The sequence below is a fragment of the Salinispora vitiensis genome (assembly GCF_000378825.1).
Lineage (GTDB): Bacteria > Actinomycetota > Actinomycetes > Mycobacteriales > Micromonosporaceae > Micromonospora > Micromonospora vitiensis.
Genome location: NZ_KB900388.1, coordinates 765,257 through 782,095, shown reverse-complemented (window position 1 = coordinate 782,095; position 16,839 = coordinate 765,257). Strand labels below are relative to the sequence as shown.

15 protein-coding genes are annotated in these 16,839 nt (G+C 71.1%); 4 read left to right on the top strand and 11 right to left on the bottom strand.

Features of this window, described 5'->3' with window-relative positions; all coding sequences use genetic code 11:
• The first annotated feature begins 149 nt into the window (after window positions 1-149).
• On the top strand, window positions 150-1,127 hold the full coding sequence (locus SALPAC2_RS0103570) for a DUF2267 domain-containing protein (protein ID WP_018215265.1): 978 nt from the start codon (window positions 150-152) through the stop codon (window positions 1,125-1,127).
• A 78-nt stretch (window positions 1,128-1,205) separates the two neighbouring features.
• Here the strand turns inward: SALPAC2_RS0103570 and SALPAC2_RS0103565 are convergent, their stop codons facing one another.
• Window positions 1,206-2,507, bottom strand: coding sequence for an NAD(P)/FAD-dependent oxidoreductase (locus SALPAC2_RS0103565; RefSeq protein WP_018215264.1), 1,302 nt, complete (start codon window positions 2,505-2,507; stop codon window positions 1,206-1,208).
• A gap of 90 nt (window positions 2,508-2,597) precedes the next feature.
• Window positions 2,598-3,611 (bottom strand): TerC/Alx family metal homeostasis membrane protein, encoded by a 1,014-nt coding sequence (locus SALPAC2_RS0103560; protein ID WP_018215263.1) that lies wholly within the window; start codon window positions 3,609-3,611, stop codon window positions 2,598-2,600.
• Between the two features lie 249 nt (window positions 3,612-3,860).
• Between SALPAC2_RS0103560 and SALPAC2_RS0103555 the strand changes: the two genes are divergently transcribed.
• Window positions 3,861-5,027: a CaiB/BaiF CoA transferase family protein gene (locus SALPAC2_RS0103555; RefSeq protein ID WP_018215262.1), complete on the top strand. Its 1,167-nt coding sequence runs from the start codon at window positions 3,861-3,863 to the stop codon at window positions 5,025-5,027.
• 32 nt (window positions 5,028-5,059) lie between these two features.
• Here the strand turns inward: SALPAC2_RS0103555 and SALPAC2_RS0103550 are convergent, their stop codons facing one another.
• The 3 genes from SALPAC2_RS0103550 to SALPAC2_RS0103540 all read right to left on the bottom strand — a co-directional run bounded on the left by SALPAC2_RS0103550 (window position 5,060) and on the right by SALPAC2_RS0103540 (window position 7,558).
• Complete coding sequence (locus tag SALPAC2_RS0103550; protein WP_018215261.1) at window positions 5,060-5,470, bottom strand: DUF2267 domain-containing protein; 411 nt, start codon at window positions 5,468-5,470, stop codon at window positions 5,060-5,062.
• 86 nt (window positions 5,471-5,556) lie between these two features.
• Window positions 5,557-6,225, bottom strand: coding sequence for a hypothetical protein (locus SALPAC2_RS0103545; RefSeq protein WP_018215260.1), 669 nt, complete (start codon window positions 6,223-6,225; stop codon window positions 5,557-5,559).
• A 115-nt stretch (window positions 6,226-6,340) separates the two neighbouring features.
• On the bottom strand, window positions 6,341-7,558 hold the full coding sequence (locus tag SALPAC2_RS0103540; protein WP_018215259.1) for a glycosyltransferase family 4 protein: 1,218 nt from the start codon (window positions 7,556-7,558) through the stop codon (window positions 6,341-6,343).
• 381 nt (window positions 7,559-7,939) lie between these two features.
• Here SALPAC2_RS0103540 and nhaA point away from each other — a divergent pair, with 381 nt between their 5' ends.
• On the top strand, window positions 7,940-9,250 hold the full coding sequence (gene nhaA, locus SALPAC2_RS0103535; RefSeq protein WP_018215258.1) for a Na+/H+ antiporter NhaA: 1,311 nt from the start codon (window positions 7,940-7,942) through the stop codon (window positions 9,248-9,250).
• Window positions 9,251-9,376: 126 nt separating this feature from the next.
• Here the strand turns inward: nhaA and SALPAC2_RS0103530 are convergent, their stop codons facing one another.
• The 5 genes from SALPAC2_RS0103530 to SALPAC2_RS0103510 form a co-directional block, all read right to left on the bottom strand.
• Window positions 9,377-9,961: a TMEM165/GDT1 family protein gene (locus SALPAC2_RS0103530; protein WP_018215257.1), complete on the bottom strand. Its 585-nt coding sequence runs from the start codon at window positions 9,959-9,961 to the stop codon at window positions 9,377-9,379.
• Window positions 9,962-10,229: 268 nt separating this feature from the next.
• Window positions 10,230-11,195: an L-histidine N(alpha)-methyltransferase gene (egtD, locus tag SALPAC2_RS0103525; RefSeq protein ID WP_018215256.1), complete on the bottom strand. Its 966-nt coding sequence runs from the start codon at window positions 11,193-11,195 to the stop codon at window positions 10,230-10,232.
• 49 nt (window positions 11,196-11,244) lie between these two features.
• Window positions 11,245-11,991: an ergothioneine biosynthesis protein EgtC gene (egtC, locus tag SALPAC2_RS0103520; protein ID WP_018215255.1), complete on the bottom strand. Its 747-nt coding sequence runs from the start codon at window positions 11,989-11,991 to the stop codon at window positions 11,245-11,247.
• A 10-nt stretch (window positions 11,992-12,001) separates the two neighbouring features.
• Window positions 12,002-13,336 (bottom strand): ergothioneine biosynthesis protein EgtB, encoded by a 1,335-nt coding sequence (gene egtB / locus SALPAC2_RS0103515; RefSeq protein ID WP_018215254.1) that lies wholly within the window; start codon window positions 13,334-13,336, stop codon window positions 12,002-12,004.
• On the bottom strand, window positions 13,333-14,565 hold the full coding sequence (locus SALPAC2_RS0103510; RefSeq protein WP_018215253.1) for a glutamate-cysteine ligase family protein: 1,233 nt from the start codon (window positions 14,563-14,565) through the stop codon (window positions 13,333-13,335). Before SALPAC2_RS0103510 ends, egtB begins: the two co-directional genes overlap by 4 nt.
• A gap of 214 nt (window positions 14,566-14,779) precedes the next feature.
• Here SALPAC2_RS0103510 and SALPAC2_RS0103505 point away from each other — a divergent pair, with 214 nt between their 5' ends.
• Window positions 14,780-16,126 (top strand): serine/threonine-protein kinase, encoded by a 1,347-nt coding sequence (locus SALPAC2_RS0103505; RefSeq protein ID WP_018215252.1) that lies wholly within the window; start codon window positions 14,780-14,782, stop codon window positions 16,124-16,126.
• Window positions 16,127-16,154: 28 nt separating this feature from the next.
• Here the strand turns inward: SALPAC2_RS0103505 and SALPAC2_RS0103500 are convergent, their stop codons facing one another.
• Window positions 16,155-16,829 (bottom strand): DUF305 domain-containing protein, encoded by a 675-nt coding sequence (locus SALPAC2_RS0103500; protein ID WP_026184379.1) that lies wholly within the window; start codon window positions 16,827-16,829, stop codon window positions 16,155-16,157.
• Between the last annotated feature and the right edge of the window lie 10 nt (window positions 16,830-16,839).

Below are 16,839 nucleotides of genomic sequence, written 5' to 3'. Positions count from 1 at the left end.
GCGATCGTCCGGCTCAACCGGGTGAGCAACCATCACCCCGGTCGGATGAGGATCCCGCGCCGACTCCGCGGCCATGCCCAGGCCCGTTTCCTGCTCGCCAGCGGTGGGAAGGCATCGATGACAGCGGGAACCGCACTGGAGGAGGCCACATGCGCAAGCAGATGGAGGGCGACAACCAACGCCGCCGGGCACTCGCCCGTCAGGCCCGGAGCCAGGGACAGCGGCCCAGCGGGACCGGGGCCAGCCTGGGCGCCACCAAGCAGTTGACCAGCCTTGACCAACGGCGGCGCAACGGACCCGCGCCAGCGGGACGCCACAAACCGACCAGCACCAACGGTGGTCCCGCCCCACCTCCGGTCGGCACCGCGGAACATTCACGGCCTATCCCGGACAGTGGCCCCAGCAGTGCCACCACGATCAGCTACCAGGATCTGGTGGCCGATGTCGGCCGGCGGTCCGGGGTCGACTTCCCCACCGCGAAGGTGGGCGCGACGGCGACGGTGCTGACCCTGGCCCGCACACTGGGTGCGGCCGAACGCGGCCGGCTACTCGCGGCCGTGCCGAGCCGGCTACACGACATCATCCCGGTGGGCGGTATCGAGGACCGCCCCGACCTACCCGGCTTCCTCGCCGAGGTGGGGCGGCTGAGCGGCCGTACCCCGGAGCAGGCCCGGTACCAGGCGGCGGCCACCCTCACCGCGCTGGCCGACCGGGATGCGGACCTGGTCGAGTCGCTGCACGTCCCGGAGGAGTTGCGGGACCTACTCGCCCCGCCCGAGCCCGGGGGCGGCGTGATCGGAGGGACGGCCGCAACCCCACCGCTCGACGAGGAACAGCTACGCGAGGAGTTGGCCCGCCTCCCGTACTGGTCCGGTGATCGGCACGGGCTGTCCCGAACAGTCGAGCTGCCCACCGAGAACCTCGGCCGGGTGCTGGACCGACTCGACCGGCTCCGACTGCAGATCGGACGCGGACCTTCGATCGGACAACCGGACCGCACCACCGCCGTGTTGACGGTGGCGACCTCCCGGCCCCGAAGGGCTCCCGAGGTGACCGGACCGGACGTTGACCTGGCCCACGCCGTCGACGACGCGATCGACGAGGTGGGGGCCGGGATGGCGGGCTAGCCCGGCGCCCCGTAACGGGAAGGGGCCACCGCCAAAACCTGGTCGCACCATCTGGTCGCGGCGGGCCCCTTCCCCTGCCTATCCCATCGGGGCGGGCACCTCGGGGGAGCTGCTCTCCAACGGAACCGAGTTGGCCGGCACCAGGCTCAACTGGACCGCCGGACGGGGCAGGGTAGCGTCCAGCAGCCAGTCGGCGCCCACCCGGGCGCGATTACCGGGCAGGTTGAGCAGGTGATATCCCCGGGTCACCACCTTGGCGGGCAGTCCGGCCAGCGGCACCTTCAACGGGTTCGCCGCCGCATCCCGACCACCCAGGTCAACCACCCAGCCCAGGTCATGGTGGTGGTACGGCTTGCGGGTGCCCTGCCCGTACGAGGCGGCGATGTTGCGGGCGACCAGCTTGCCCTGCCGCTGGGCGTGCTGGGCGGTCATCGCGCATACCTGCCCGGGCTGGGCCAGGTCGGGCACGGCCGCGGCGTCGCCACAGGCGTACACCTCCGGAAAGCCCGGCACGTTGAGGTACTCATCGGTCACCAGCCGGCCCTTCTCGGTCCGCAGACCGAGCTGCTCCACAAATGGATCGGGGCGGACCCCGACACACCAGATGAGGGAGCAGGTCTGGATGAACTCCCCGTCGGTGAGCTTGACCCCATCGGCGGTCGCGACCGCAACCGAGGTTCCCATCCGCACATCCACGCCCCGCTCGTCCAGGACCCGGTGGGCGGTGTCGGACATCCGCCGGTCCAGCTCGGGTAGCACCCGCGGCGCCACGTCGACCAGCATCCACCGGGGCCGAAGCTTCAGCCGGGACCGCTGCCCGACGAGCCGGTCGGTGAACAGCTGCCCGTGGGCGGCCACCTCCGTACCGGTGTAGCCGGCTCCCACCACCACGAAGGTGGACCGCGCCCGTTGTTCGGCCGGGTCGGTGGCCTGTTCCGCGAGTTCAACCTGTCGCACCACGTGGTCGTGGAGGTAGAGCGCCTCTGGCAGGCCGCGAAAGCCGTGCGCGTACTCGGTCACCCCCGGGATCGGCAGCAGCTTGTTGACGCTGCCGACCGCCAGCACCAGCCGGTCGTACGCGAGGCGGTTCCGCTCCCCCTCCGGCTGGGTGAAACCGACCCAGCGGTTCCGCAGGTCAACGTGGTCGGCTTCGCCGACCACGAGGCGGACGCCATCGAGGGTCCCCGCCAGCGGCACCGAGATCCGGGACGGCTCGACGACACCGGCGGCGACCTCCGGCAGCAGCGGCAGGTACAGGAAGTAGTCGGTCGTGTTCAGCAGCACGATCTCGGCCTGATCCCGGGCCAGCCGGCTGAGTGTCTTTGCCGCGTGGTACCCGGCGAAACCGGCCCCTACGATCACCACCCGAGGCTTCGTCATTCCACCGCCGTTCCCCGGGCAAGGCTGGACAAACCTCCCGGTTGCCCGGCGGCACCGCGGGCGCCGCGCACCGATGGTGAACGCCCTCGGTCAGGTGGGGCCCCGGCCGACGGTGCTGGCGCCCGACCTGCTGGTACGGGTCGCGTACAGGCTTGTGGCGGTGACCGCCACGAGGACAACGAGAATCACTGCGAGTGATGCCAGGGTCGGAATCTGCGGCACCCCCGGCCAGACCCCGTGGGCCCAGTGCAGGCCCAGCTTCACTCCGATGAAGGCGAGGATGACCGCGAGTCCGTAGTTGAGGTGAACCAGCCGGCTGAGCGCGGCGTGCAGGACGAAGTAGAGCGCCCGCAGCCCGAGCAGCGCGAAGGCGTTGGTGGCGAAGACCAGGTACGGATCTTCGGTGATGCCGTACACGGCGGGCACCGAATCGACGGCGAAGACCACATCAGTGGCGAGCACCGCGACGACCACCAGGGCCAGCGGGGTGAGGGTTCGCCGGCCGGCGAGGCGGACGACCATCTTCGTACCCTGGTAGTCCTGGGTGACCGGCATGAACCTGCGCAGGAGCCGTACCGAGCGCATTCCGTTGATGTCGACCTCCTGCTCCTGGCCGGAGATCGCGTCGCGCAGCAGCTTCGCCGCGGTGGCGAGCAGGATGAGGGCGAAGAGCAGGAAGGCGAAGTCGAGTGTCTGCAGAGCAGCCGCGCCGAGTGCGATGAACACCGCGCGCAGCACCAGGGCACCGGTGATCCCGAACAGCAGGACCCGCTGGGCGAGCACCGGGGGCACCGCGAACGCGGCCAGCAGCAGCATGAAGACGAAGAGGTTGTCTACCGAGAGGGACTTCTCCACCAGGTAGCCGGTCAGGTACTCGACGCCCTGCTGCGAGCCGTAGCGGGACCAGAGCCAGGCGCCGAACGCCAGCGGCAGCGCGAGGTAGAACGCCGACCAGGCCAGCGCCTCCCGGAGCGATACCTCGTGCGGCCGCCGGGTGACCAGGAAGTCGAGCACCAGCAGCACGACGATACCGGCGATGGTGACGCCCCACAGCGTCGGTGTACCGACCGACTGCAGCTCGGCAGAAAGGTACAAATCGGTCATGGAGCCTCCTCGAACACGATGCCATGCTCGAGGTCTCCTTCACCCACTTTCGTGGGCAACCATCCGAGGCAGGCTCCGGGGCCCGCCGTACTGACCGGAATGGCTCGCGGGAAGTACTCCCCTCGTCTCGACCAAGGGTAGGGCAGCCCGGGTCCAAGCCGCCACGCGGCACCCCGGCAACGGCACTCAGTACCAACCAGCGCACCAAGCCCCCTACCACCCGAACCCATCGGCGCTTATCGTGGCCCGATGACCGACAACGTACCGGCCGGCCCCCTCGCCGGGGTGCGGGCAATCGAGCTGGCTGGCATCGGGCCGGGGCCATTCGCCGCAATGATGCTGGCCGATCTGGGCGCCGAGGTGATCCGGGTGGACCGCGCGGCCGACGTGGACCCGACCGCCTTCGGCACCCCGCACCCCGACCTGCTGAACCGGGGACGGCGATCAATCGGCGTGGACCTGAAGTCACCCTCCGGCCGCGACGTGGCGCTCGCGCTGACCGCCGGTGCGGATGTGCTGATCGAGGGTTTCCGGCCCGGCGTGACCGAGCGACTTGGTCTCGGCCCGGCGGACTGCCACGCGGTGAACCCACGCCTCGTGTACGGGCGGATGACCGGCTGGGGGCAGCACGGTCCCGCCAGACCCGAAGCCGGGCACGACATCACCTACCTGGCCCTGACCGGGGCGCTACACGGGATCGGGCGGGCCAACGAACGTCCGGTTCCGCCGCTGAACCTGCTCGGCGACTTCGGTGGCGGTGGGATGCTACTCGCCCTCGGCCTGATCAGCGCCCTGTACGCCGTGCGCGGCGGCGCCACCGGCCAGGTGGTGGACGCCGCCATCGTGGACGGCGTCTCGGTGCTCAGCACCCAGATCCACGCCCTACGCCGCCTCGGCAGGTGGCAGGACCCACGCGGGGTGAACCTGCTCGACGGGGGCGCACCGTTCTACGACAGCTACGAGTGTGCCGACGGAAAGCACCTGGCGGTGGGCGCGCTGGAGCCCCGGTTCTACGACGAACTGGTCCAACGCACCGGCTTTCCGCTGCCCGGCGATACCGCGCTGGACCGCACCGACCCGGCGAACTGGCCGGCGTTGCGGGAGGCGTGGGCACGGTTGTTCCGGACCCGGACCCGGGACGAGTGGGCGACGCTGTTCGCCGGCTCGGACGCCTGCGTAGCCCCAGTTCTGGATTGGGCGGAGGCACCAGCCCACCCGCACCTGGCGGCGCGGGACACCTTTGTGGAGCACCACGGGGTGACCCAGCCGGCGCCCGCACCACGCTTCTCCGGTACCCCGACAGCCCTGCACCGTCCACCGCCGCACCCCGGCGAACACACGGACGAACTGCTGGCCGAGGCGGGCTTCGGAGCTGACCGCATCGCCGATCTGCATGCCGCGGGGGCCGTCGCCTAGCCACCGAGGGTGCGGGGAGTCAACACCGCGCATCAAGGCCGGCGCAGCGCCGAACCCGGCGCCAGCGCCGGCTCCACCAATTCCCGGTAGTCGCGGGGCAGCTGCACCGCGACATCGTCGAACTCACCACCGCTGATCGCCTCCCGCAGCGTGCTGAAGACCGCTCGGACCGCCCCGTGCGCAGTCGCTTCGTCAACGTGGGCGCGGGCGGCCACCCGGGTGACGAACTCCGCCGCCGCGAGCCGCTGCGCTGCCTCGTTCTCGGGCCCCGGCTTCAGCACCACCTGCAGTTGCGCCGGCAGCTGTACGGCTAGGTCCAGCACCTCCCCGCCGGTCAGCCGCTCGGCAAGTGTCTCCAGGACCGCCCGGGTCAGCTCCACCGCCTGTGCGGTAGGGGTGCCCGTCCGCTGCCCGACCTGGTCAACAAAGGTGTGATAATCCATGCTGTCCCTTCGGTCCGGCCGATCGGATACCCACCCGCGGGGTGCGGAAACCGCCGGCTGCCGGCGGCGGAGAAGGGTCTGCCCACTCACCGCGCTGGTACGGCCTGACCGATCACCTCCGGGTATCGCTGCTCCAGGTCAACCCGGGCGAGCGCGCCCACCAGCCAGGCCAGCCGCTCCGACCGGCCGTTACCCGCCAGTCCGGCCAGGTCGTCGGCGGAACGCCCAAGGCCCAGCCGCCGGGCCGCGGCCAGCGCCCGCCGATCGGCGACCGGCGGCACCTCCGCCCAGAGTGCCTGCACCTCGCGGAGAAACAGGACAACCGCCGTGTCGTCCACCCCGGGCAGCTCGGTGAGCAGGTCACGTTCCCGGTCGGCATCGCGGGCGGCGACCACGCGCAACCGGCGCAGGTCGCCCCGGTACCGGTCAACGACCGCCTGCGCCAACTTCCCGAGCGTGTCGGCGGTCTGCTCGGCTTCCGCCCGGAGGCCGCAGTCGCGCAGCAGCCCGACCCGCTCTGCGGGCGTGGAGCGGGCCAGCCGGGCGGCACTGTCCCAGCCATGGACCTGCAGGGCGCGGGCCGCCGCAATCGCTCGCCGGGCGTCGCCGCGGCGGGACAACAACACGGCGAGGCAGAGCAGCTGAAAGAGGCTCGACGGGTTGTTGGTGGTGCGGAAACCGTACTGCTCAGCGAAGCCGCGCCCGCCCCCGGCGAGCCGGCGGACCAAGCGCTTCTTGTCCTCGATTGTCGGCATGGGCGGCGACTACCCGCCCCGACCGGCGCCACTCCTGGCTGCCCGGCACCGCTGCCACACACACCCACCCGGCTCGCCAACGCCCCAGCCGCACCGCTGGCGGCGCGCGTCGCCCTCACTGTCGGCGTGCGCTGACGGCCTCGTCCAACAGGCTTTCGATCCGGTCCACTCCGGCGGGCATCGACATCTGCTGCAGGTACGCCTCCCGGCCCCGCCGCCCCATCTCGGCACGGGCCGTCGGCGGGATGGTGGTGGCCAACCAGAACCGGTCGGCGAGGGCGTCCCACTCCTCCGGCGGACACGACAGTCCGGCCCGGGCGCTCTCCACGACCTCGGCGGTGTCGCCACCGGCCGAGGCGATCACCGGCGCCCCGCAGGACAGGGCCGTGGGCAACTTGCCGGGCAGGGTGCTGCGTAGTTCGGGCCGATCCCGAAGCATGACCAACTGGTAGTCGGCGGCGGCGTACAGCTCCGGCATCTCCAACGGCGAGCGCCGGTCGACGAACCGCACGTTGTCGGCGCCCAGCTCGGCGGCGAGCCCCCGCACCGGCCGCTCTTGCTCGCCCGACCCGACCAGCACCAGATCCATCCGCTGGTCGAGGGCCGCCGCCGCCCGTACCGCCGTCTCCAGCCCTTGTCGGGCGCCGATGGTGCCGGCGTGCATGACCACGCAGCGGTCGTCGCGACGGATCAGCTGACCGGCGGCCGGGCTCGGCGGAGCCGGCTGGAAGATCCGCTCGTCGGTCCAGTTGAGCACCATCTCGACCCGCTCCGGGTCGGCCCCCTCGGTCACGACGAGGTCCCGCAGCGAGGGGGCCGCGACCGCGACCCGGTCGGCGCGGCGGTAGGTGGCGGCCATCGCCCGGGCGAGCCGAGCGGTCCACCGATCGGGCTCGCCGGCAGCCGGCTCCTGGCCCGCCCACACGTCTTGAACGTGCACTACCGCCGGCACCCGTCGAAGCGCGCGCAGCAGGCGGGCGGCGGCGAAGGCGGTGGCCGGCGGCTGGTGCACGTAGAGGGCGTCGACACCGGCGAAGAACCGCCGGCCGACCAGCGACACGCTGCCCGCGAAGGAGCGGGGGCCGGACCACCGGCCGCGTACCTGGCCGTTCCGGCCAAGATAGCGGGGCACCCGCCGCACGGTCAGCCGCTCACTGCGGGTCTCGTGGCGCCAACGCTGACGCCAGCCCGGGTAGGGGTGCCCGCCCGGATAGTCCGGAAATCCGGTCAGTACCCGGACTTCGTGCCCACGGCGGGCCAACTCCTCCGCGAGGCTGCCCGGGATGAAAGCCGGTTCCGGTGGAAAGTGATACGCCAGGATGCCGATCTTCATCGTTGCTCCCCCGTTGCCAGCAGGGCGGCCGTTTTGCCCCGCTGGCCGCTGTCCATGTACGAGTCCGCCCTGCAGCGGTCCATCAGGTACGCCGCCGCACCGTGCCGAAAGCCCCAAAGAAACTCATAAAAGCTCCTAAGCTCAACTTATACCGTGAAACCATTACAACGCCTCATACATCAAATATCCGAAGTTTCGCCATTCGATCGATAAGCCCGACGCCCTGCCGCCCCCGGGCGAAACGGTGCGACGGGGGCAAGGTCACGTCGTCTCCGCTCGCCGTCCCGTCACTCGCCTGGATAGGGTGGTGAGCGGTGTGCCGGGAAGCCTGGTCGGCGAACGTTTCCTGCTGCTCTGACACCGCTTGGATGGACCGCGCGTATGACCGACCGCACCCCGCCCCCGGGCCGCGCCCGCCGCCTCTTTTCGCGTACCTCCTGGCCGGAGGCCCGCTTCCTGGCTGACGTGCTGCGGACCGAGACCTTCGGCGGCGGCCTGCTACTGCTCGGCGCGGTGATCGCGCTGCTCTGGGCGAACTCGCCCTGGGGCGACTCCTACACCAACCTGGCATCGTGGGTGCCCTGGCCGGGCGGGTCCGACCTGCACCTGAACCTGGACCTCGCCACCTGGGCGGCCGACGGCCTGCTGGCGATCTTCTTCTTCGTGGTCGGGCTCGAGCTCAAACGCGAGTTCGTCGCCGGCGACCTGCGCGATCCACGACGTGCCGCCCTGCCGGTCGTCGCGGCGGTCGGCGGCATGATCGTTCCGGCCCTGATCTACGTCGGCATCAACCTCTCCGCCGGTGGCGAGAACCTGCGCGGCTGGGCCATCCCGACCGCCACCGACATCGCCTTCGCGCTCGCCGTGCTGGCGGTCATCGGATCCCACCTGCCGCAAGGGCTCCGCGCCTTCCTGCTCACCCTGGCCGTGGTGGACGACCTGCTCGCGATCACGGTCATCGCCATCTTCTACACCGGCGACTTCAAACTCATGCCGCTGCTGCTCGCGCTGCTGCCGATCGCCCTCTTCGGCCTGCTCGTGCAGCGCCGCAAGACCTGGTGGTGGGCGCTGATCCCGCTGGCCCTGGTGGCCTGGACCCTGGTGCACGAGTCGGGCGTGCACGCCACGGTGGCCGGCGTCCTGCTCGGCTTCACGGTGCCGGTCCTGCGCGGCCGGGAAGGGGACAAGCACGGGCTCGCCGAGCACCTCGAGCACCGCTGGCGGCCGATCTCCGCCGGCTTCGCCGTCCCCGTCTTCGCCTTCTTCGCCGCCGGAGTGTCCCTACGCGGTGCCGACCTCGGCGCCGTGATCACCGACCCGATCGTCGTCGGCATCGTCGCTGGCCTAGTGCTCGGCAAGGTAATCGGTATCTTCGGCTCGACGTTCCTGCTCGCCCGGTTCACCCGAGCCGAGCTGGACCGGGACATCACCTGGACCGACCTGCTCGGGGTCTCCCTACTGGCCGGCATCGGATTCACCGTGTCGCTGCTGATCGGTGAACTCGCCTTCGACAGCAGTGCCGCCGATGACAACGTCAAGGCTGCCGTACTCAGTGGGTCCCTGATCGCGGCGCTGCTCGCCTCCGTCGTGCTGACCCGACGCAACAAGGCCTATCGGCGTATCGCCGTGAAGGAGCGGGTGGACAGCAACCGCGACGGGGTACCCGACGTTTACCAGCACCGCGACGACTGACCAGGCCGACCGGTCGCCGACGGACGCCACCGCGCTTCCGTCGGCGAAACCGCCAAAGCGCGGCAGCGGGCGAACCGAACTCGGTCGGTTCGCCCGCTGCCGGCGCAGGGCGTACCGCCCGGAAGGTCAGCCGAGCTGCCCGGCCGCGTCCAGGATCAGCCAGAGGCCACACCCGGCGAAGAGCAGCGCCGCACCGAAGCGCACGGTCCGCTCGGGCAACCTGCGACCGAGTACCCGCCCCACCATGATCGCCAAGGCGTCCGCGGCGACCATGCCGAGCGTGGATCCGACCCAGGTACCGAACCAGCCGTACTGGGTCGCCAGGGTGATGGTCGCCAGCATGGTCTTGTCGCCCAGCTCGGCGAGGAGGAACGCGACGCCGACCACCACCGCCGGCCGACCCGACCGGTCCGCCTTGCGGCGCTCCTGCTCGGTGAGGCGGTCGCCGCGAAGCGTCCAGGCGCCGAAACCGAGAAACGCCACGCCGGCGAGGAGCGCGATCCATCCGGTAGGCAGCGCCGCACCGAGCCCGTAGCCGATCGCCACCGAGGCGAGGTGTACGACGGCCGTGGCCACGGTGATGCCGACCAACACCGGCAACGGTCGAAACCGGGTGGCAAAGGTCAGCGCCATCAGCTGGGACTTGTCCCCCAACTCGGCGACAAAGACGACGCCGAAGCTCACTCCCAGCGCAACGAGGAAACCCGCCATGACATCCTTCCGATCCGGCCGGAAAGAGGCACGGAGGGACCTCGACCCGGCTACCAACCTGGGTCGAAGGTCTCGCCCGCCCCGCAGAGCGGGGCCGTGTGGCCGGGCGCCGGAACACCAGTGTGTCGACCACGACGTTGGGGGCTACTCCCCTTCGCGCCGACCACCCTAGCCGACCACCGACGACGCTGATGTCGGCGGACCGGCCAGGCCGGTTGGTAGAGGAGGGGGCGGGCCGGTGAGTCGAGGAGGGGCCGGCGGCGTCCGCCTACTCGGCGCGGGCGAGCGTGACGCCGAACAGGCCGGCCGGATCCGTCCAGAACTCACTGGTGACGAAGCCCGCCGCGCGCAGCTCCGCCGCGATCCCCTCGGGTCGGAACTTCGCCGAGACTTCGGTCCGTAGCTCCTCCCCGGCGGCGAACGTCACCTCGGTGTCGAGCACCTGCACCCGCATCGGGTGCCGGGCCCGCAGCCGCATCTCGATCCACTCCCGCTCCGGATTCCAGAGCGCGACGTGGTCGAAGGCCGCTGGGTCGAAATCGGCACCCAGCTCCCGGTTGATCACCCGCAGTACGTTGCGGTTGAACTCGGCGGTCACCCCCGCCGCGTCATCGTATGCGGGAACAATGACGGCCGGATCCTTCACTAGGTCGGTGCCGACCAGCAGCCAGTCCCCCGGCTCCAGCGCGACGCGCATCGCCGCGAGGAACTCGGCGCGCTCGGCCGGCAGCAGGTTGCCGATCGTCCCGCCGAGAAACACCACGAGCCGCCGCCCACCCGCCGGCAGCCGATCAAGATGCCGGGTGAAGTCGCCAACGATTCCCCGGACACGCAGGCCGGGATAGTCCACGGCGATCCGGGCGGTGGACTCACGCAGCGCACTCACTGACACGTCCAGCGGCACAAAGGTGCCCAGGTCGCCGTGGCGGGTGAACGCGTCCAGCAACAGCCGGGTCTTCTCCGAGGAACCGGAGCCCAACTCGATCAGCGTCTTGGCACCACTCATCGTCGCGATCTCAGCAGCCCGCTCCAGCAACACCGCCCGTTCGGCCCCGGTCTGGTAGTACTCCGCCAGCCGGGTGATCTCCTCGAAGAGCTGGCTGCCCCGAGCATCGTAGAACCACTTCGGGGACAACCACTTCTCCTCGGCGGTCAACCCGGCACGAACATCCTGCCGCAGGTTGCGGCCCAGGTCCTGCTCTTCGAGGTGGATCTCCAGCGGCTCTGCGCTCATGTCTGTCCCTTCCTCATTGGCGTCTCCGGCGGTATCAACGGCCTGGCGATCACTCCGCCAGCAGGGCACTGGTCCGCACCCCGGTGGCGGTCGCCACCACCAGCTGCCCCTCTGGCACCGCCTGCCAGTCGGGGTCGTCGTCGTGCGGCTCGGACGCCAGCAGCACCGAGTCCGGCGTCCGACGGATCGACAGGCTGTGCCCGGCGACGCTCGCCACCGCCGTGTGCCCATCGGTGAGCAGCAGGTTGAGCCGGGACCCGGGGGCGGCCCGGGCCACCGCCACCACCGTCTCCGCCACGGCGCGGCCCGGCTCGACCCCGGCGCGCAGCCGGTGCCGGACCAGCGCCCAGAGCAGCGCTGCATCGGTGGGCGCGTCGAGGGTGAGCAGGTCACGCACCGGCAACGCACCAGCGAGCGAGGCCAGGCTGTCCGGCCAGCCGCGAACCGCCCCGTTGTGGCTGAACAGCCACCGCCCTTCCAGAAACGGCGCGGCGGCCGTCTCGAGCACCGGCATGCCGACGGTCGCGGACCGGACCGCCGCGAGGATCGCGCCCGCCCGGGTGACGCCGGCCAGCTGGGCGATCGTCGGGTCGGTCCAGATCGGCTGCGCCCGCCGGTAGCGGACCGGATCGCCGTCGTCGGAGTACCAACCGACACCGAAGCCGTCGGCATTGATACACCCGCCACGGCGCATGTCCTTCGGCGCCCAGGATTGTTGGACCAGCGACGCCGGCGGATCGAAGAGCAACTCCCGCAGGGTGATCGGCGGCCCGAGATAGACCAGGTGACGGCACATCAGCGGGCCCTCACTCGGGTGCTTCTTCGGGGGCGACGTCCCGCGCGCAGCGGAAACCACTGAAAATCTGCCGCCGAATGGGATAGTCCCAGTTTCGGAAGGTGCCCCGGCAGGCCGCCCGGTCGGTACCGAACGATCCGCCGCGCAACACCCGGTAATCATCACCGAAGAAGACTTCGGAGTACTCCCGGTACGGAAAGGCCGTGAAGCCGGGATGGCCGCGGAAGGTGGTCGAGGTCCACTCCCACACGTCGCCGATCAGCTGGTGGACACCGAGCGGCGACGCACCCGCCGGGTAGGCCCCGACCGGCGCCGGCCAGAGGTGCTGCTGGCCCAGATTGGCGTGGCTGGTCGTCGGCTCACCGTCGCCCCACGGGTAGCGGCGGGACCGACCGGTCGCCGGGTCCCAGCGGGCCGCCTTCTCCCACTCCGCCTCGGTCGGCAACCGCTTTCCCGCCCAGGTGGCGTAGGCCTGCGCCTCGTACCAGCCGACATGCACCACCGGCTCGTCGTCGCGTACCGGCGCCCATCGGCCGAAGCGGCGGTAGGCCCAGCCGTCGCCGTCCGGGCGCCAGTGCAACGGTGCCGTCAGGCCCACCTCCTGCAGGTGCGCCCACCCCGCGCTGCTCCACCACCGTGGGTCGCGGTACCCGCCCTCGGCGATGAAGGCCGCGTACGCACCGTTGGTGACCGGCGCCGCGTCGATGACGTACGCGGGCAGGTGCACCCGGTGGGCGGGGCGCTCGTTGTCCAACGCCCAGGGATCGGTGTCGGTGCCCATGGTGAACTCACCGGCCGGAACCAGTACCTCCCCGCCGACCCGGACCCGAGGCTCCGGCGGCGGCGGCGCGTCGAAGACAGCCGGACCGGAGCGCAGCTGATGGGTCGCGAGCATGGTCTCGTCGTGCTGCTGCTCGTGCTGGACGATCATGCCGAAGGCAAAGCCGTCGGCGACCAGCCGCCGATCGGTGAAGGTCACCCCGTCGAGGAGGTCGAAGACCTTGTCCCGGACCGTCGACACATATGCCCGCGCCTGCGGCGGCGGCAGCAACGGCAGCGCCGGCCGGTCCCGGCGCGGCTGCTTGAAGGCGTCATAGAGCTCGTCGATGTCCTGGCGGACCGGCTCCCGGCCGCCAACGTCCCGGACCAGCCAGAGCTCTTCCTGGTTGCCGACGTGGGCGAGGTCCCAGACCAGGGGCGACATCAGCGGTGAATGCTGTCGCACCAGGTCGGCGTCGTCAACCGCGTCGGTCAACACCTCGGTACGGGCCCGGGCCCGGGCCAGCTCCGTCGCGATGTGCTCCCGCAGTCGTACCCCGTCGGGCCGGTCGGTTGTCTCGGTCACCGCCGCCTCCTTCCCGCGGCCTCCCGCCGCCGTCGTACGCCTCGGTCAAGGTCGTCGTGCAGGGCGGCCGGTAGCCCCAGCCGGGGCAGCACGGTCAGCGCCAGATCAAAAAGGTCGGCGGCCGTCGCCGCGAGAGCGTCGTCGTGCAGGCCGTACCGGGCGGCGGCGATCCACCGCTGCGCCTGTGCCCCGACGAGCGAGCGGGCGGCCCGGGTGACGGCCGGTTCGGAGAGCAACGCGGCGACCACCGCCACCGGCACGGACCAGCTGCCTTCCGGTTGGGCGTCGAGGTAGCGCAGCTCCAGGTAGCCGCGGGGACGCACCGGCGGAAAGAGCGTGCTCACGTGGTAGTCGAGATCGTCGACTGTGGGGGGCCGGGGCAGCGCGCCAGCGAGCCAGTCGGCGAAGGTGACGCCGACCGGAGCCGTCCAGTCCGGCCCATCCCGCACGCAGAGCAACGGGGCAGCGAGGACGTACGCCGTCCAACTGGCGATCGGATCCGCGGTGCCCTGCTCGGGAGTCCACACCGCCCGGGTCCGCGCCGGGTCGATGGCCAGCCATGCGGCCATCCGGGCCGAGACCCAGCCGGTCGCTCGCCCGGCATGCCGGCCGGCGGTGGCGAAGGCGGCGATCAGGGGTGGACCGATCGCGTGTGCCGTGGCCCAGCGGTCGGCGAGCTGATCCGCCTCGCCGACATCCAGGCAGACCTGGAGGCTGGCGGTGCTGTACATCATCCTGCGCCCGGCCGGGCCACGGCGATCGAAGACCTGGCGCATCGCCCGGTACCGCGGGGTTTCGAACACGGGACGGGGTGATCGGTGGGCGTCAATCCCACCGGCACCGAGGACCAGCCCGGCTCGCTCGAGTAACGCGGTGAGTTCGGCGATCTCGGCTTCGGTGGCGGTGACGAGGGCCATGACCGAGGTATGTGTTGCGGTGGAGATCTCCACCTGCCCGCCGGGCTCGACAGTGACGGAGCCGCCATGCCTCAGCGGCTGGGCGGGGCTCGTCGTGTCCAGGGTGCGGGGGCTGTGCGGCCCGAGGGCTGCCCGTAGGCGGTTAGCCCCGACCGGACGGGCGGGGTCGACCGCATCGTGCACGGTCCATTCAAGCTCGACGCCGAGCCATCGGGGCGGGCCGGTCTTGAAACAGATCCGCGACAGGTGGCTCGCAGCCGCGGCCGGGGAGGTGAGGACCGTGCCGTGATCCACCTCCGGCGACGTCACCATGGTCCGGCCCCTTTCGCCGCGCCGACGTCCAACCCGTGCCACCGTAACGCGGATCACCACGAAGGTGGATGCCCGCGAGCCAGCCTCCCTCTGTCTAGCAGACGAACTCCGTAAATCCGGGTGGAATACCGGAGCCCCCGCGGCGGGTGGGGCTCCGCGGCGCAGCACCCCCGCCCGCGGTGGGTACGGTGTTGGCGTGTTGACATCGGGTGTCGTGCTCAGCGGTCGATACCGCCTGGACGAACGGATCGCCACCGGCGGCATGGGGGACGTCTGGCGGGGCGTCGATCTGATCCTGGACCGCCCCGTGGCGGTGAAGGTACTGCTACCAACGCTCGTCTGTGACCCCGATTTCATCACCCGGTTCCGCTCTGAGGCGCGGATCATGGCCGCCCTGCGGCACCCGGGGGTGGTGCAGGTCTTCGACTGCGGCGCGGACGAGCTCCCCAACGGCGACCAGGCCAACTACCTGATCATGGAGTTTGTTACCGGCGAACCCCTGTCCCGACGGATCGAGGCCGCCGGTGGGCTCGACGTGGCCGAGACGATGTCAATCGTCGAGCAGGCCGCAGCAGCGCTGGAAGCTGTGCATCGCCGTGGCGTCGTGCACCGGGATATCAAGCCAAGCAACCTGGTGGTGCAGGAGAACGGTGCCGTTGTGCTGGTCGACTTCGGGGTCGCCCGTTCGACTGGCGTGACGAGCATCACCAGCACCAACGCCGTACCGGGAACCGCGCTCTACATGGCACCGGAGCAGGCCGCCGGGCGTCCGGTCTCCGGTGCCACCGACATCTACGCGCTCGGGGCGGTGGCCTACTGCTGCCTCAGCGGCAGCCCGCCATTCACCGGCGAAAACCCGCTGCAGGTCGCCGTCGCGCACCTCGACGAAGAGCCCCCCGAGCTACCCCACGACATTCCGGAGGCGGTGCGGGCGCTGGTCCGCCGAGCTCTGGCGAAGAACCCCGAGAGCCGGTTCAGCAGTGGGGCTGCGATGGCAGCGGCCGCCCGCGCCGCGGTGTCGGATCCCACCGCGGCAACCGCACCGACGGCTCGGGTGGTTCCGGCGACGCTGCGCACTGCCGAGCCGAAGACGCTCACCGATAATCCGGTCGTCGACACGTACCGCCCCGGCCGACGCGGACCGCTGGTTGGGGCGGTGGCCACCGCGGTGGTGGCGGTCGCCGGCCTGGCCACGGCGGTGGCTCTCGGCGGCGCTGCCGCGGACCGCCCGGGCGGGACGCCGTCGTCGGCGCCGACAACGGCGGGCGACGACGGGGCAGCCCCGCCGCCCGTCGCGACGACCAGTTCGGCGCCGCAGCGCCCCTATCAACCGAACGGGTCCACCAGTAAGCCGCCGCCGGCACCGACACCAACCCTTTCGGCATCGGCATCGGCATCGGTGTCGGCTTCGGCGGACCCATCGCCGAGCCCGAGCGAGCCGCCGAACTCCTCGGAAACGCCCGAGCCGCCGCCATCGCCAAGCTCCGAGCCGTCCGATCCGAGCGACGCCCCCACGACGACGCCACCGGCCCCGACCACCACCCCCGGGGCAGGAGCGTGACCCGGAGCGCCGGAGCGGTGTCGGCTGGTCAGCTGTCGAGCAGCTCCTGCATCCGGCTGATCTCAACGTTCTGTTCGACGGCGACCGAGTTCGCGAACTCCAGCAGCACCGGCTCCGCACCGACCTTCAGCAAACCGATGGACATTTCGACAGCCCCGGCGTGGTGATCGCTCATCATCTCCACGAAGAGTCGGTCGAACTCGGCACCCTGAGACTCGGCGAGACGGCGCATCGCCTCCGGCGACTGCATGCCACGCATCGTGCTGTGGTCGTGCTCGGGAACCTCCACCGGAAGGTTGCGGGCGGCGAGCCAGGCCCGCAACACCTCGATCTCCGGCGCCTGACTGGCCCGGATCCGCTCAGCCAGCGCCGCCACCTGTGGATCGGCGGCCCGTCCCGGGGCCAACTCCGACATCTCCAGCGCCTGCTCATGATGCGGGATCATCATCTGGACGTACCAGGTATCCAGCGAGTTGTGCGCTCCGGTGGCGATCGCCCGCACCTCGTCGGCAGGGCGGATTCGAGCCGGCTCTCCGGGCCGGCCGGGCACGATGACCGACGGACCGGGGCTGTCGTCGACCCCAGTTGCCGTCGGCACCGCAGATCGTGACCGGTCCTGGGCGACCCCCTGCCACACCACCACGCCGAGCAACAGAGCCACCGTCGTCACAGCGGCCAGCACCCACCTACCCCGCACGGTCATTCGACACCCC

Coding starts and splice junctions, on each gene's coding strand:
- SALPAC2_RS0103540 (WP_018215259.1), bottom strand. CDS start 7,558: ATGAAGATCGGCATCCTGGCGTATCACTTTCCACCGGAACCGGCTTTC.
- SALPAC2_RS0103530 (WP_018215257.1), bottom strand. CDS start 9,961: ATGGCGGGTTTCCTCGTTGCGCTGGGAGTGAGCTTCGGCGTCGTCTTT.
- SALPAC2_RS0103510 (WP_018215253.1), bottom strand. CDS start 14,565: ATGGTGACGTCGCCGGAGGTGGATCACGGCACGGTCCTCACCTCCCCG.
- egtD (WP_018215256.1), bottom strand. CDS start 11,195: ATGAGCGCAGAGCCGCTGGAGATCCACCTCGAAGAGCAGGACCTGGGC.
- SALPAC2_RS0103560 (WP_018215263.1), bottom strand. CDS start 3,611: ATGACCGATTTGTACCTTTCTGCCGAGCTGCAGTCGGTCGGTACACCG.
- egtC (WP_018215255.1), bottom strand. CDS start 11,991: ATGTGCCGTCACCTGGTCTATCTCGGGCCGCCGATCACCCTGCGGGAG.
- SALPAC2_RS0103570 (WP_018215265.1), top strand. CDS start 150: ATGCGCAAGCAGATGGAGGGCGACAACCAACGCCGCCGGGCACTCGCC.
- nhaA (WP_018215258.1), top strand. CDS start 7,940: ATGACCGACCGCACCCCGCCCCCGGGCCGCGCCCGCCGCCTCTTTTCG.
- SALPAC2_RS0103565 (WP_018215264.1), bottom strand. CDS start 2,507: ATGACGAAGCCTCGGGTGGTGATCGTAGGGGCCGGTTTCGCCGGGTAC.
- SALPAC2_RS0103500 (WP_026184379.1), bottom strand. CDS start 16,829: ATGACCGTGCGGGGTAGGTGGGTGCTGGCCGCTGTGACGACGGTGGCT.
- SALPAC2_RS0103545 (WP_018215260.1), bottom strand. CDS start 6,225: ATGCCGACAATCGAGGACAAGAAGCGCTTGGTCCGCCGGCTCGCCGGG.
- SALPAC2_RS0103550 (WP_018215261.1), bottom strand. CDS start 5,470: ATGGATTATCACACCTTTGTTGACCAGGTCGGGCAGCGGACGGGCACC.
- SALPAC2_RS0103555 (WP_018215262.1), top strand. CDS start 3,861: ATGACCGACAACGTACCGGCCGGCCCCCTCGCCGGGGTGCGGGCAATC.